The sequence below is a fragment of the Amycolatopsis mongoliensis genome (genome assembly GCF_030285665.1).
Lineage (GTDB): Bacteria > Actinomycetota > Actinomycetes > Mycobacteriales > Pseudonocardiaceae > Amycolatopsis > Amycolatopsis mongoliensis.
Window position 1 is genome coordinate 10,346,786 of sequence record NZ_CP127295.1, and the last position, 14,603, is coordinate 10,361,388.

At 69.9% G+C, this 14,603-nt stretch carries 13 protein-coding genes and 1 tRNA gene; 1 reads left to right on the forward strand and 13 read right to left on the reverse strand.

Annotation, left to right across the window (positions count from 1 at the left end):
- Positions 1–36: 36 nt before the first annotated feature.
- From QRX60_RS49235 to aceA, 7 genes are all read right to left on the reverse strand, one after another.
- Positions 37–1,233, reverse strand: a complete 1,197-nt coding sequence (locus tag QRX60_RS49235; protein WP_285998344.1) for a cytochrome P450 — start codon at positions 1,231–1,233, stop codon at positions 37–39.
- Positions 1,230–2,450, reverse strand: a complete 1,221-nt coding sequence (locus QRX60_RS49240) for a macrolide family glycosyltransferase (RefSeq protein ID WP_285998345.1) — start codon at positions 2,448–2,450, stop codon at positions 1,230–1,232. The genes QRX60_RS49235 and QRX60_RS49240 overlap by 4 nt, the downstream gene beginning before the upstream one ends.
- Positions 2,451–2,459: 9 nt before the next feature.
- Positions 2,460–3,887 carry a cation:proton antiporter domain-containing protein gene (locus QRX60_RS49245; protein ID WP_285998346.1) on the reverse strand — a complete coding sequence of 476 codons (1,428 nt, stop codon included), beginning with the start codon at positions 3,885–3,887 and terminating at the stop codon, positions 2,460–2,462.
- A 90-nt stretch (positions 3,888–3,977) separates the two neighbouring features.
- Positions 3,978–5,327 (reverse strand): NAD(P)/FAD-dependent oxidoreductase, encoded by a 1,350-nt coding sequence (locus QRX60_RS49250; protein ID WP_285998347.1) that lies wholly within the window; start codon positions 5,325–5,327, stop codon positions 3,978–3,980.
- Between the two features lie 30 nt (positions 5,328–5,357).
- Complete coding sequence (locus QRX60_RS49255; protein WP_285480534.1) at positions 5,358–5,630, reverse strand: acyl carrier protein; 273 nt, start codon at positions 5,628–5,630, stop codon at positions 5,358–5,360.
- A gap of 60 nt (positions 5,631–5,690) precedes the next feature.
- Positions 5,691–6,275, reverse strand: a complete 585-nt coding sequence (locus tag QRX60_RS49260) for a hypothetical protein (RefSeq protein ID WP_285998348.1) — start codon at positions 6,273–6,275, stop codon at positions 5,691–5,693.
- 166 nt (positions 6,276–6,441) lie between these two features.
- Positions 6,442–7,737 (reverse strand): isocitrate lyase, encoded by a 1,296-nt coding sequence (aceA, locus tag QRX60_RS49265; RefSeq protein WP_285998349.1) that lies wholly within the window; start codon positions 7,735–7,737, stop codon positions 6,442–6,444.
- A gap of 189 nt (positions 7,738–7,926) precedes the next feature.
- On the opposite strand from aceA, the gene QRX60_RS49270 reads away from it, so the two are divergent.
- On the forward strand, positions 7,927–9,360 hold the full coding sequence (locus tag QRX60_RS49270; RefSeq protein ID WP_285998350.1) for a UbiD family decarboxylase: 1,434 nt from the start codon (positions 7,927–7,929) through the stop codon (positions 9,358–9,360).
- Between the two features lie 239 nt (positions 9,361–9,599).
- Here the strand turns inward: QRX60_RS49270 and QRX60_RS49275 are convergent, their stop codons facing one another.
- The 6 genes from QRX60_RS49275 to QRX60_RS49300 all read right to left on the reverse strand — a co-directional run bounded on the left by QRX60_RS49275 (position 9,600) and on the right by QRX60_RS49300 (position 14,587).
- The gene (locus tag QRX60_RS49275; protein WP_285998351.1) at positions 9,600–10,187 is read right to left on the reverse strand and encodes a UbiX family flavin prenyltransferase; all 588 of its coding nucleotides are present in this window, start codon (positions 10,185–10,187) and stop codon (positions 9,600–9,602) included.
- Positions 10,180–11,337, reverse strand: a complete 1,158-nt coding sequence (locus QRX60_RS49280; protein ID WP_285998352.1) for a Rieske 2Fe-2S domain-containing protein — start codon at positions 11,335–11,337, stop codon at positions 10,180–10,182. The genes QRX60_RS49275 and QRX60_RS49280 overlap by 8 nt, the downstream gene beginning before the upstream one ends.
- On the reverse strand, positions 11,337–12,698 hold the full coding sequence (locus QRX60_RS49285; RefSeq protein ID WP_285998353.1) for a M20 family metallopeptidase: 1,362 nt from the start codon (positions 12,696–12,698) through the stop codon (positions 11,337–11,339). Before QRX60_RS49285 ends, QRX60_RS49280 begins: the two co-directional genes overlap by 1 nt.
- Positions 12,695–13,561 carry a VOC family protein gene (locus QRX60_RS49290; RefSeq protein WP_285998354.1) on the reverse strand — a complete coding sequence of 289 codons (867 nt, stop codon included), beginning with the start codon at positions 13,559–13,561 and terminating at the stop codon, positions 12,695–12,697. The genes QRX60_RS49285 and QRX60_RS49290 overlap by 4 nt, the downstream gene beginning before the upstream one ends.
- A 20-nt stretch (positions 13,562–13,581) precedes the next feature.
- On the reverse strand, positions 13,582–14,451 hold the full coding sequence (locus tag QRX60_RS49295; protein WP_285998355.1) for an alpha/beta fold hydrolase: 870 nt from the start codon (positions 14,449–14,451) through the stop codon (positions 13,582–13,584).
- Positions 14,452–14,511: 60 nt separating this feature from the next.
- Positions 14,512–14,587 (reverse strand) — tRNA-Trp (locus QRX60_RS49300).
- Between the last annotated feature and the right edge of the window lie 16 nt (positions 14,588–14,603).

A 14,603-nucleotide genomic window follows, 5' to 3' on the forward strand; every position in this document is an offset into this window, starting at 1 on the left:
GTGAGTGGGAAACAGGGTTCTAACCCTGTTTCCCACTCACGACCACGTGACGGGCAGCGCGTGCACCCCGTAGTGCAACATGTCGTCGCGCAGCGGGACCTGCTCCTGCGGCACCGCCAGCCGAAGCGCCGGGAAGCGCGTGAAGAGCGCCTCGAACCCCACCTGCATCGTGAACCGGGCCAGGTGCTGGCCGATGCACTGGTGCACGCCGTGGCCGAACGCGACGTGGCCCTGGGTCACCCGGCCGATGTCGAGCCGGTCGGGGTCCGGGAAGCGCTCGGGGTCGCGGTTGGCCGCCGGGAGCGCGACCACCACGGTCTCGCCCGCGCGGATCGCCTGGTCCCCGACCTCGACGTCCTCGAGCGCCGCCCGGCTCGCGCCGAGGTGCGAGACCGTCAGGTAGCGCAGCAGTTCTTCCACGGCGTTGGGCCACAACGCCGGTCCTTGCTGCAACCGCTCGAGCTGGTCGCGGTGCTCCAACAGCGCGAAAGTGCCCAGCGCCAGCATGTTCGTCGTCGTGTCGAACCCGCCGCCGACGAGCGCCCAGGCCAGGTTCACCAGCTCCGGGCGGTCCAGTTCGCCGGTGCGGGCCAGCTCGCCGAGCATGTCGTCGCCCGGGTCGTCGAACGCCGCGTCGACGAGCCGCTCCAGCGTGCCGCCGACGACCGTGATCGCGGCGACCAGCTCTTCCAGCGAGTACCGCATCCGGGCCACGACGTTCAGGTGGTGCAGCAGTTCTTCGCGGTCCACCTCCGGGACACCGACCAGCTCGCACATCAGCCGGGTGGCCAGCGGCTCGGCGTAGGCGGTGACCAGCTCGGCTTCCGTTCCCCGCGAAGCCATCGCGTCGAGCAGCTCGCCGGCGATCCGCTCCGCGGCCGGGACCAGCTCCCGGGTGCGCCGCACGGTGAAGTACTTCGCGATCAGCTTCCGGTACCGCGCGTGGTCCGCGCCGTCCATCTTCGGGAACGCGCCGGGCGCGGCCGGTTCGGGCTCGTAGGTGTCCATCGGGAACGGCGGCGGCACGGCGAGCGCGACGAGGTCGTTGCGGTGGCTGAACCGGGCGTCGGCGAGCACCGCGCGGACGTCGGAGAGCTTCGTCACCAGCCAGCCGGTGGCGGGGCCGGGACTGGCGTCGAACGCCAGAGGACTGATCCCCCGCAGCGCCCGGTATTCGTCGGGCGGGTCGAACGGGCAGCTCCGCTTGACGGGCAACGACGACGGCTCGGTCACTTCCGGCTCCCTCCGGTCAGGTTCGCGGCGGCGACCCTGGCCTCGATCTCGTCGGCGGCGCGGACCGCCCCGCCCGCGGCGTGCACCTCGCGCCGCATGAGCTGGACGCGGCGGCGCACGGCCTCGTCCTGGTCCACGGCGAGCACCGCGTCCCGGATCCGTTCGGCGGTCACGGTTTCCTTGTCCAGCGAGGCACCCAGGCCGAGGCGCCGGATCTGCCGGGCGTTGATGTGCTGTTCCGGGTGGTGCGGCACGGCGATCACGGGGACGCCGAACGACAGCGCCTCCATCAGGCTGCCCATCCCGCCCTGGCAGAGGAACACCGAGCAGTGCGGCAGGACGTCGCCGTGCGCCACCCAGCGATGGGCCTCCACATGGGACGGCAGCGGCCCCAGCGTCGCCGGGTCCACGCGCTTGCCCAGGGTCAGAACCACCTGCCACGGCACGTCCGCGAACGCTTCGGCGCAGGTGCGGAAGAACTCCGGCCGGTCGTTGACGGTCGTGCCCAGGGTGATCAGCACGACCGGGCGCCCGTCGGCGGGTGGCCGCCACGACGACGCCGGCGAGCCGGCCGGCGGTCCCACGAAGGCGAACCGCTCGTCGAAGGTCCCCCCGGCCGGCTGGAACGCGCGCGGCAGGAACACCAGCGTGAACTCGTCGCCGCCGGTGAAGAACTCCTCCAGCGTCAGGTCCCCGAGGCCGTGGGCGGCGAGGTGCTCGCCCAGGCGCGTGACGAACCGGGCGATCGCCGGGTGCGCCGGGTCGACCGCCTCGCCGAAGGTCTGGTTCTCCTGGGTGAGCGAGAAGTGCTCGTTGGACGCCACGGTGGCCGAGAGCTGCACCGTCGGCAGCTCGTGCTTGCGGGCCAGCAGCCGCCCCGGCGCCCACAGCGTCGTGTCGTAGACGAGCAGGTCCGGCGCGCGCCGGTCGAAGACGCGCTCCACGGCGGGCAGCACGGCCATGCTCTGTTCCAGCAGGTGCAGCGGCGCCTTGGCAGCTTCGTCGGCGTCGGTGATGTCCGGTTGCGCGGTGGAGAGGTCGCAGCCGAAGGCCGCGGCCCGGGCGCCGAGCGCGACGACCCGGTCCGCGAACTCGTCGGACGTGAAGCAGGTGACCCGGTGGCCGCGGCGGACGAGCTCGGCGACCACCGGCAGCGCCGGGGTCATGTGCCCGTAGGCCGGGTAGGGCAGGAAGGCGATGTCCCGTGCGTCGGTCATGACCGGCTCCTACGCGGCGGGAAGGGGTTCCGCGCCCCGGCGCTTGTAGCGCTCGATCAGCGAGAGCGCGGGCGAGGTGGCCACGGTGGTCACCAGCGTCATGACGACCAGCATCGCGAACATCGTCGGGCTGATCACCTTGAGGTCGAGCCCGATGTTCAGCACCGCCAGCTCGGTGAGCCCGCGGCAGTTCATCAACGCGCCCAGTGACCACGCGTCGCGTTTGCCGATGCCGGACAGCCGGGCGGCGATGAGGCTGCCGCCCCACTTGCCGAGCATCGCCACCGCGACGATCAGCAGGCACCAGAGCCACAGCGTCGGGTCGGACCCGATGAGGTCGAACTTCGTGCGGAGCCCGGTGTAGACGAAGAACAGCGGCAGCAGCAGGGTGACCGTCAGCGCGTGCATCTGGTCGGTGGCCTGGCGGATCGGCAGCGATCCGCGCGGCGTCACGGCGCCGAAGAGGAACGCGCCGAAGATCGGGTGGATGCCGATGGCGTTGGTGGCCAGCGCGGACAGCAGCAGCCCGGCCAGCAGCACGGACACCACCGCCGTCGTCGGCAGCGCCTTCTGGCCCTGCTCGGTGGGCGCGAACAGCCGGCGCAGCAGCGGGCGCACGACGAACAGCATGAACGCGAAGAACGCGATCGTGAGGCCCACGGTCAGCAGCGTGGCGGCCATCGAGGTCGCGCTTGCGATGGCGACCACGAGGGCCAGCAGGCACCACGCGGTGATGTCGTCGACGGCGGCGCAGCTCAGCGCCAGCGCGGCGATCGGCAGCTTCGTCATCTTGCGGTCGGTGATGATCCGGGCCAGCACGGGGAACGCCGTGATGCTCATCGAAATCGCGAGGAACAGGGCGAACGGCAGCCGGGCGACCCCGGCGCCGAGGGTCGGGTGGAGGACGAACGCGAGCAGCACCCCGGACAGGAACGGGATCGCGACGCTGACGTGGCTCACCAGCACCGCGGCCTTGCTGCGGCGGCGGACCAGCTCGACGTCGAGCTCGTAGCCGACCAGGAACATGAAGATCACGAGCCCGATCTGGGCGAACGTGTTGATCGTCGAGGCCAGGAAGTCGGGGAAGATCCAGTGGTAGGCCGCGGGCCACACCCAGCCGAGGAACGACGGCCCGAGCAGGATCCCGGCGAAGATCTCGCCGATCACCGTCGGCTGCGCCAGCCGCCGCGCGACCGCCGAGAGCAGCCGGCAGGCCAGGAAGATCACCGGCAGGGCGAACAGCAGCTTGGCCACCGGGTCGGCCGCGCCGCCGGTGTGCCCGGTCGGGGCGTGGCCGTCACCGCCCCCGGTGCGCAGCAGGAAGAAGGCGGCCACGACCGGGAGGACCACCATGGCCAGGTAGGAGATCCACGCGCGACCCTTCGGGGTGGCCGCGGGCGCGGCGGACTCGGCGGTGCGCTCGTCGAGCGATGACATGACTGACCTCTCCGATCACGCTGCCGGAAAAGGGGTCGTGAGTGTTCAGGGCGGTTAGAACCGCCCTGAACACTCACGACCGGGGGTGGGCTAGAACAGCGCCAGCGCCGAAGAAGACGCCTTGAGGCTGCCGAGGTGGCCGTGCCACAGGTGCGTGGGGTCGGCCTCGACGGCGGCGACGTACTCCTTCATCGCGGTCAGGGCCGCCGGCTCCTCGGCGTCGTAGACGTCGCCCTGGAGCATCTGGATGACGTCCTTGCGGTAGCGGTCGTCGTCGATGAACGCGGTGAACAGCACGTTCAGCCGGTAGTACATCGAGATGAAGTCGTACCAGATGTTGACGCCCTTGCGGAGGGTGTTGACGTAGTTGTCGAACCGCTCCCGGCGGAAGTCGCCCGCCTGGTGCGCGGCGATGACGTCCTTGGCCGCCAGGCGCGCGCTGTTCATCGCGACGCTGACACCGCTGGAGAAGATCGGGTCGACGAAGCGGGCGGCGTCGCCGATGAGCACCAGCGAGTCGCCGGCGATCTGCTTCATGCCGTAGCTGTAGTCGCCCTCGGTCTTGAACTTCCGCACGCGCTCGGCGTTCTTGAGCGCGTCCAGCATCTCCGGCCGGGTGCCGACGGAGTTCCAGAAGAAGCCCTCGAGGTCGTCCTTGTGCTCCTTGAACTTCTCCTTCTGGGTGACGACACCGATCGAGGTGATGGTCTCGGTGATCGGGATCTGCCAGACCCAGGTGTTCTCCTGCGGCAGGAAGTGCACGTGGATGTAGTCCGCGTCCTCGGGACGGCGCGCCAGCGACGCGCGGTCGAGGCCCTCGAACCAGGTGTGCACCGCGTACTGGTTGAACACCTTGTCCGGCACCTTGACCTTGAGCTGCTGGCCCAGCAGGGTCTGGCGGCCGGACGCGTCGAGCACGACGCGGACGGCGACCTCGATCGGCTGCTCGCCGATCTTCGCCTGCAGCACCGGCCGGTCGCGGTCGGAGAAGTCGACGCGGTTGACGCGGACGCCCTGGTAGACCTTGGCGCCGAGTTCCTCGGAGTGCTTGAGCAGCAGCGAGTCGAACTGGCCGCGGTCGACGTGCCAGGCGTAGACGCGGTCGACGCCGTCCTGATCACGCTCTTCGTAGGCGATCTCCGCGACGCCGAGGCCGTGCGAGCCGGCGTCGAAGTCCAGCGTGCTGGTCGGGCGGGTGTCCGAAGAGGTCCACGCGGCGCCGTACTTGCGGGGGAAGCCGGCCGCCTCGACCTTCCCGATGACCCCGATGTCGTGCATCACCGGGATGACCGCGGGGACGAGGGACTCGCCGACGTGCTCGCGAGGGAACGTTTCGCCCTCGAAGACCACCACCGACAGGCCGGCCTTGGCCAGGTAGGAGGCCGCCGTGGAACCGGCCGGCCCGCCGCCGATGATGCCGACATCGTAGTCGTAAGACACAGGTTCTCCGTTCAAGATCCGAAACAGGGGTCAGGCGACCGGGGCGCGCAGCGATGTCACCAAGTCGGCGATGCTTTCGATGTCCTTGAAGTGGCGGGCCACCATCTCCGTGGGGGGAACCCGCACGGAGAACTCCTCACGGATGTAGGCGACCAGCCGGGTGGTTTCGATCGAGTTGAGCAGCCCCCAGTCCAGCAACGGCGTGGTCGTGGTCAGTTCCCCCACGTCCTTGCCGTCCAACAGGTGCTTCTCGACGAACTCAACGAGCTTCCGCGTGATGTCCACGCGCTCGTCGTCTGCCATGGTTCTTCCTCCAGTGACGGCACAGCTCCACGCACAGGGTTGTGCTGGAATTCGGAAAGGTCAGTCGGTGCCCGCGTCGTGCGTGGCCTTGTTGCGCGAGCCACGGCGGGGGCGCTCCAGGCGCTCGGTCTCGGCGTTGATGTGCTTGCGCGGGGCGAAGGCGACGTAGCGGCCGCCGGACATCTTGGCCTTGAAGTTCTTCATCCAGCCGTGGTGGCCGAAGTTGCCGTACTTGTCGAAGCCGACCAGCGAGATGCCGCTGCGGTCGTAGTGGCCGCCGACGAGCAGGCACCACTGGCGGTAGTCGGGGTACTCGTTGGTCAGGTGGCGGTAGGTGAGCACGAAGGCCAGGTAACGGCGGAAGTCCATGCCGTCGAGACCCTCTTCGTCGTACACGCGCGAGATGGCCTGGGTGCTCTGGCCGAGCATCTCGGGGATCGGCGAGGCCGAGCAGACGAGCCAGTGCGACTCGTCGGTCATCGGGCTCTTGATCATGTTCTGCTCGACTTCCCAGCGGAAGTTCGTGTTGAGCTTCCCGGTCTCGATCATCTGCGCCTCGGAGATCTCCTGGGGCACGTAGATGAGCATTTCGTTGGTCGTCTCGAGCTCATCGATCTCGGCCTGCGTGAACGGGCATGGTTTCACCGCGATTTCAGTGGTTCCATAGACTCCGTAAACCATGTCTTCGAGGTTCTCGGGCATGCGCATGGGCAACCGTCCTGAATTCCGTTTTTCGCGTGGCTGATGTGTCGTCGATTTGTTTCTAGCAGGGAACCGCTTGGGGAAATCCTCAGAATGACCGGGCGCCTGCTCAGTAGAATTGCGACTTCTCCGTGGAGTCCATCAGCGCGACGGTGTTGCTGGACGGGTTGACGACCGTGCTCACCAGGTCGAAGTAGCCGGTGCCGACCTCGCGCTGGTGGCGCGTCGCGGTGTAGCCGGCGGCCTCGGCGGCGAACTCCCGTTCCTGGAGCTCGACGTAGGCGGTCATGCCTTCGTCGGCGTAGTCGCGCGCCAGGGCGAACATCGAATGGTTCAGCGCGTGGAAACCGGCGAGGGTGATGAACTGGAACTTGTAGCCCATGTGCCCCAGCTCGCGCTGGAACTTCGCGATCGTCGCGTCGTCGAGGTGCTGCTTCCAGTTGAACGACGGCGAGCAGTTGTAGGCCAGCAGCTGGTCGGGGTACTCGGCCTTGATCGCCTCGGCGAACTGGCGCGCGACCTCGAGGTCCGGCTTGGACGTCTCCATCCACAGCAGGTCGGCGTACGGCGCGTAGGCGAGGCCGCGGGCGACGCACGGCTCGATGCCGCCGCGCACGCGGTGGTAACCCTCGGGGGTGCGCTCGCCGGTCAGGAACGGCTTGTCGCGGTCGTCGACGTCGCTGGTGATGAGGTTCGCGGCCTGGGCGTCGGTGCGGGCGATGACGAGGCTGGGGACGTCGCAGACGTCGGCGGCCAGGCGCGCGGCCTGCAGCGTGCGGACGTGCTGGGAGGTCGGGATGAGCACCTTGCCGCCGAGGTGGCCGCACTTCTTCTCCGCGGCCAGCTGGTCTTCCCAGTGCACGCCGGCGGCACCGCCGGCGATCATGCCCTTCATCAGCTCGAAGGCGTTGAGCACGCCGCCGAAGCCGGCTTCGGCGTCCGCGACGATCGGCGCCAGCCAGTGCGGGGCGTCCTTTTCGTCCTCGGCCCAGCTGATCTGGTCGGCGCGCAGCAGCGCGTTGTTGATCCGGCGCACGACCTGCGGGACGGAGTTGGCCGGGTAGAGGCTCTGGTCCGGGTAGGTGTGGCCGGAGAGGTTGGCGTCGGCGGCGACCTGCCAGCCGGACAGGTAGATGGCCTTGAGGCCGGCGCGCACCTGCTGCACGGCCTGGTTGCCGGTCAGCGCGCCCAGCGAGTGGACGTAGTCCTCGGTGTGCAGGAGGTTCCAGAGCCGCTCCGCGCCCAGCCGGGCGAGCGTGTGCTCTTCGGTCACGCTGCCGCGCAGCCGCAGGACGTCCTCGGCGGAGTAGTCCCGGCGGACTCCGCGCCACCGGGGGTCCTCGGCCCAGGACCGGGCCAGTTCGGCCGCCGCGGCTTCGCGGGGCGGCGCTGCGGTGACGGTCATGTCGTTCTCCTGACGTACGACGACGCGCGGTTTCGTGGACGAGACCATTTAGCACCCGGAAACCCCTGACCGGCGTCACCCCGGAGTCAGGACGAAGCATTCCCCTAGTTCTTGCCGTGACGGCCCCGCCGGCGCCCCGACCGGGGCCGATACTCGGTTCGCGAGCCACTGGCGAACGGAAGGCGTTTGATGGCAAAGGATCTGCGGACATTCCTGGCCGAGCTGAACTCGGCGACGCCGGAGCAAGTGAAGGTCGTGCGCAAGCACGTCGACCCGGAGTTCGAGGTCACCGCCCTCGTCGACAAGCTCGAGGACGACCCGGCCTACCCGGGGTTCCCCGCCGTGCTGTTCGAGAACGTCGGCGGCTCCGACATCCCGCTGCTGATCAACCTGCACGGCACCTACGAGCGGCTCGCGCGCAGCATCGGCTCGGACGTGCACTCGATGGTGCCCGAATACGCGCTGCGCGAGGGATCGGGCGTCAAGCCGGTCACCGTGCCGGCCGGGACCGCGCCGGTGCAGGAGGTCGTGCTCACCGGCGACGACATCGACGTCGGCCTGCTGCCCCTGCTCAAGCACCAGGAGCTGGACGCGGGCAAGTACATCACCTCGGCGGTGACCATCTGCCGCGACTCGGACAGCGGCAAGATCAACGCGGGCATCTTCCGCCACCAGCAGCAGGGCCGCGACCAGGTCGGCATCCAGGTCAACCCGGCCCACCACACGGCTTACGTGCTGCGCAAGCTGCGCGAGCAGCAGAAGCCGATGGAGGTGGCGCTGGTCATCGGCCACCACCCGGCCCTGCTGATGGGCGCGGTGTCCAAGCTGGAGGGCATCGGCGGCGAGCTCGACGTCGTCGGCGGCCTGCTCGGCGAACCGCTGGAGATGGTGCCCTGCAAGACGGTCGACCTCGAGGTGCCGGCCCGCGCGGAGATCGTGATCGAAGGCGTGATCGACACCGACCCGGACGCGACGGCCGTCGAAGGCCCGTTCGGCGAGTACCCGCGGTTCTACACCCGGACCGGGCCGCAGCCGTACGTGAAGATCACCGCGATCACCATGCGCCGCAAGCCGATCTTCGTCGACGTGTTCAACGCCCACACCGAGCACAGCATGCTGGGCGGCCTCCCCCGGATGGGCAGCATCTACCGCCGGGTCAAGGAAGCGGTGCCCACGGTGACCGGCGTGCACCTGCCGCTGTCGGGCATGGCGCGGTCGCACCTGTACCTGTCGATGAGCAAGCGCGTGGAGGGCGAGCCGAAGCTCGCGGCGTGCGCGGCCTTGGCGGTGGATCCGTTGCTGAAGCACGTGTTCGTGGTGGACGACGACGTCGACGTCTTCAACGAGGTCGAGACGCTGTGGTGCCTGGCGACGCGTTTCCAGGCGGACCGCGACCTGACGATCATGCCGGGCTTCCTCGGCGGCCAGCTCAACCCGGTGACCTACGGGCACAACCGGGAGGAGAAGGGCCCGATGGAGACCAAGCTGATCTTCGACTGCACGAAGCCCGTGCCGCCGGCGGTGTTCCCGCCTTCGTGCCGGGTACCGCCGGAAGTGGTGGCGCGGGTGGACCACCGCGGGCTGCTGGAGGACGGGGACGCGCTGGCGTCCTATCTGGACTGAAGGTCGCCCTCACCGGTCCACCGCCGGTGGGGGCGATCTTCCACCACGTACGAAGAAGGCCCCCTCCGGCGGAGGGGGCCTTCTTCGGTGACCGGGGTGCGGAGCGGTGCGGGTCAGTGGGCCGAGGGGCCGTGCCAGCGTTCGACCAGCTCGTCCGGCAGCCAAACGTCTTGAATGAGTCATTCACCTCGTCCGACGACATGAATGAGTCATTCAAGACATCCGAGCCGCCGCGCGGGTCAGTGGGCCGAGGGGCCGTGCCAGCGCTCGACCAGCTCGTCCGGCGGCTTGATCCCCAGCAGGTCGCACAACCGCCCGACCTGGTGGTCCACCAAGTCGCCGAGCGTCGCCGGGCGTCCGTAGAAGGCCGGCATCAGCGGGGCCAGAATCCCGCCCATCTCGGTCACCTGAGTCATCGCGCGCAGGTGACCCAGGTGCAACGGCGTCTCGCGCAACGCGACGACCAGCTTCCGCCGCTCCTTCAACGTCACGTCGGCCGCCCGCACCAAAAGACTGTCGTTCTGCGACCAGGCGATCGCCCCGAGGCTCCGGACCGAGCACGGCAGCACGATCATCGCGTCGATCGGGAACGACCCACTCGAGATCGGGGCCGCGATGTCACCCGGCCGGTAAGTGAAATCCGCGAGGGACGCGACGTCCTCCGGCTTCCAGTCCGTCTCGAAGGCGATCGTCTGCCGGGCGGCGGGTGTCACCACCAGGTGCGTCTCGACCTCCGGCATCCCCTTGAGGATCTCCAGCAGGCGGATCCCGTAGATCGCCCCGCTGGAGCCGGACATCCCGACCACCAGCCGGAACGGCTCAGTCATGCTTCGCCCGCCTCTTCTCCGCCTGGCGCTCCTTGACTTCCTCGACCGGGCTGCGCCGGGCCTCCTCCTCGACCATCCGCCGCCACTCGGTCAGCGAGACGTCGGGGCGGTACAGCCGCTCCGGCGGGGCGTCGGTGACCTCCACCATCAGCCGGTCCTCGTCGTTGAACATGCCGTGGAACACCCAGCGGGCCCACGTCCAGTAGTAGAGCCAGAACTTCCGGTTGCGCCACTTGCCCTGGTTCATCACGGCGAGCTGGACGTACGTGTGGTTCTCCGCCGTCGCGGCCACCCACCACTCGAAGTGCGACCACTCCGCGTACTTCACCCGCAGCGTGCCCGGCAGCCGCAGCGACACCTTGGTCTTGTTGCCCTCGCGCCGCCGGTACCACTTCTTCTTCGGGAAGTCGCCGAGGCCGGGGAACGAGGCGCTGTAGTGCATCTTGTCCTTGCGGCGGGTGATCCACGGCCCGTCGCGGATCACCTTCATCTCGCTCCACACCGGCATCTTGACCCGCTTGGTCCACAACGCGTTGCGGTGCAGCCATTTCGCGTGGCCGTCGTCGAAGCCGTTCTCCGCACCGAAGCGCCAGTTGCCGTCCCGCACGGTGATGCGGCCGACGACGACCGCGTCCGGGTCGAGCAGCTCCTCCGGGACGTCGTCGGCGAACGGCCGGGCCGGGCCGTCGCCCAGCCACACCCAGACCAGGCCGCGGGCCTCCTGCACCGGGTACGTGCGCACGGTGACCTTGCCGCAGATCGGCGACTCCGGGCCGTCGGTGATCGCCGCGACCAGGACGCCGGTCTCCAGGTCGAACGTCCAGCCGTGGTAGCAGCAGCTCCACGTACCGGGGAACTCCTGCGACGACATCTTGTGGCTCAGCGGGACGCCGCGGTGCGGGCACCGGTCGTGCAGTGCGCGGACCTCGCCGCCGTCGCGGATCAGCATGATCTTCTCGCCGAGCACCTGGATCGCGCGCGGCTTCGACCCGATCTTGCGCGACCACGCCACCGGGTACCAGTACTCGCGGAAGCCGAGCGCCGCCTTCTCGTAGCGCGGCCACGTCGACCAGTCCCGGCGGCCGGGGCCGCCGACGGTCGCCTGCCGCCGCGCCGGACGGGCCTGCTCTTCGTCGACAGTGTCAGTCATCAGTTGTCTCCTCGACTGCTCGCGGGAGGCTCACGCAGTTCGGCGCGCTGCCGGGTGGTCACGTCCACCACGACGCCGACCAGCAGGTCGACCAGCCGGCGCATGGCGGGCAGGTCCGCGACGCCCATGGAAAACCCTTCGAACGGCCCGGGTTCGGCGGGCATCGGCAGGCCGATCCGCGCGGTCGGGATGCCGTGGCGGCGCAGCACGCCGCCGTCGGACAGCCCGCTGCCCGGCTTGCCCGGCACGTGCGGCCGGCCTTCGACCTCTTCCCAGGCCCGGACCAGCCGGGTGACGACCGGGCTGTCGGCGGGCGTGGCCGAGCCCGCCTGGCCGGCCACCAGCTCGACCTCGATCCCGACGGCCGGTTCCGCCGCGCGCAGCTCGGCGACGATCGCCTCGAACTGGCCGGCCACGTCGTTGACCGTGGTGCGCGGGTTGACCCGCAGGTCGACCCAGAACTCGCAGGTCGCCGGGTTGAACGCCGGCTTGGTCCCGTCGCCGGCCCGGATCGCGGTGACCGCGCCCTGCGGCGCCACCTGGCCCGAGGAGTTGCGCGCGGTGTACTCGGCGAACCAGCTCTCCAGCCGCCCGATCATCCGGGCGCCGGCGAGGATCGCGTTGGTGTAGTGCCCCTTGTGCCGGCTGCCGGTGTAGCCGACCGAACCGTGCACCACGACGCGGAAGATCACGAACCCGACCTCCTCGTGCACCACCGAGTAGCCCGGCTTGAGCACGATCGCGAGGTCGGAGGAGCACTGGCCGTGGTCCAGCAGGAACTGGGTGCCGACGCCCATGCCCGAGTTGCGCCGCGAGGACAGCTCCCCGGCCAGCACCGGCATGCTGCCGCCGACGAGCGCGACGACCAGCTGCCCGTCCAGCGGCACGCCGGAGCGGTGCACGGCGAGCGCGGCGGCCAGCGCGCAGCTGGCGAACGCCTTGGGGTTCTCCGCACCGAGCCCCACGACCTTGTCGCCGTAGCGCTGCGCGGGCAGCGTGAAGTCGGCGCGGGGCCGTTCCCCGAGCCACGGCGCGTCCTCCGGGCCCGGCGCGAACGCCGTGTCGAGCGGGGCCAGCAGGAGCAGCTGCGCGCCCGTGCGGCCGGTGCCGACGCGGGTGACGAGGTTGGCCTGGCGTTCGTCGATCGCCTGCACCCGGCTGTCGATCCCGGCCGAGGTCATCACGTCGCGGAAGTACTCGGCCAGCTCCCGCTCGCACCCGGTCGGGCTGGGGATGTCGGTGGCCGCCTGGCACAGCAGCGCCAGCTCTTCCTCGTCGACCTCGGCGCGGGCGGCCTTGACCCATTCCCGCTGCCAGCCGGACAGCTTGGTGATGTCCGGGTCGATCGCGTCGGGGGTCATGAGGTCTTGATCTCGGTGCCGGTCACGTGGTGGTGCCCCCACAGGCTGGTCGGCCCGGCCAGCTGCCGGGTCGACCAGTCGGCGGTGTCGACGTCCATCCCGTCCCAGCCGTACTCGATCTCCCAGCCCGACGGCGTTTCGAGGTAGAACGACACGGCCCGGTCGTTGCTGTGCCGGCCCAGCGTGCGCGTGACGATCCGGCGTTCGAAGGCGACGTCGAGGGTCGAGCCGACGTCGTCGAGCGTCGTCGTCTCCAGCATGATGTGCCGCAGGCCGGGCTCGTCGGTCTCCACCAGCGCGAGGGAGTGGTGGCGGGGGTTGCAGTGCAGGAACGCGATGAAGCCCTTGAACGTGTCGCTGACCCCGAAGCCCAGTGTGTCGACCAGGAACGCCAGCGTCTCGGCGTAGTTCGTGACGCCGACGACGGCGTGGCCCATCCCGTGCTCGCCGGTCCGGTAGCCGGCCAGCGCGCGGGTCAGGCGCAGCGGCCGGAAGTCGGCCTCCTGCCCGTAGAAGAGCTCGTGGCGCAGCCCGGAGGGGTCTTCGAGCCACGCCATGCCCGCGACGCGGCGGTCGGCGCACTCCTCGGCGGTCGCCCGGGTCACCGCGACACCGGCCGCGGCCAGTTCGTGTTCGAGCGCGGCCAGGTCGGCGGCGCTCGCCACCTCCCAGCCGAGCCAGGACAGCCCTTCGCCGTCGCCGTGGCGCACGTCGAAGCGGTAGGCCCGCTCGTCCATGCGCAGCAGCAGGCGCCCGTCGTCGACCCACTGGCCGGGCAGGCCCAGGACGTCCGCGGCGAACGTCTGCCACGCCGGAACCTCCCTGGTGGACAGTCCGACGTAGGCGAGACTGCGGATGCGCATGGGGTTCGTCCTCCTGCTGGTCACTCCGCACGGCCCAGGAAGTCGAGGACCACGCGGTCGTGTTCCTCGGGCTGCTCCCACTGCGGCCAGTGCGCGGCGTCGGCGACGCAGTGGAAAGCCGCGCCCGGGATGAGTTTCGCGATCCGGCGGCCCACATCGGGCCCGCTGCCGGGGTTGTGGTCCGACCACAGCACCAGCGTCGGCACGCTCACCGACGTCAGCCGTTCCTCGGAGATCCTCCGGTTCGGCCCGGAGCCGAACCCGAAGGAGTTCTCGAACACCGTGCGCAGCGCGGCGTTCGTCGCCGGCTCGGCGTAGATCCGGCGGCGGACCTCGACCAGCTCGTCGGTGACCCGGTCGGGGGTGGCCATCAGCCACTCCAGCCGGGTGCGGATGGTCTCCGCGGTCGGGTTCTCGATCGCGGCGAGCGAACGCGCACGCAGGGCCTCGCGCCCTTCGGCGGGCCGCTCGTTGACCGAGCCCGGTGCCCACTTGATGCCCGCGGTGGTGTTGAGCACCAGCTTCCCGACGCGGTCCGGGTGCTCCAGCGCCAGCGTCAGCGCGACCCAGCCGCCGAGCGACTCGCCCTCGACGTGCGCGCGCTCGATGCCCTGGGAGTCCAGCAGGTCGAGCACCTGCTCGACGTAGGTGCCGACGGCTTCGTGGGTGAACTCGGGCGTGCCGGAGAAGCCGTGCCACAGCAGGTCCATCGCCATCGCGCGGTAGTGCCGGCCGAGCCGGTTCACGTTGCGCGAGTAGGCCTCGGCGTGGCCGCCGACGCCGTGCAAGAGGACCAGGGCTTCCCCGTCACCGGACTCGATGACGCGGGTCCGGTGCTTCTCGCCGAGGACGTGGGTCTGGCTGCCGAGCAGCTCGGTCCAGATGGTCACCTCGGTCACTCCCAACGGGTCGGCGGGCCCGGCCGGGACCGGTGGCACTGGTGTTCGGGGCAGGGGCGGCAGGACTCGAACCTGCAACCGTCGGTGTTGGAAACCGCTGCTCTGGCCAATTGAGAGCTACACCCCTTCGCACCGCTTTCCCC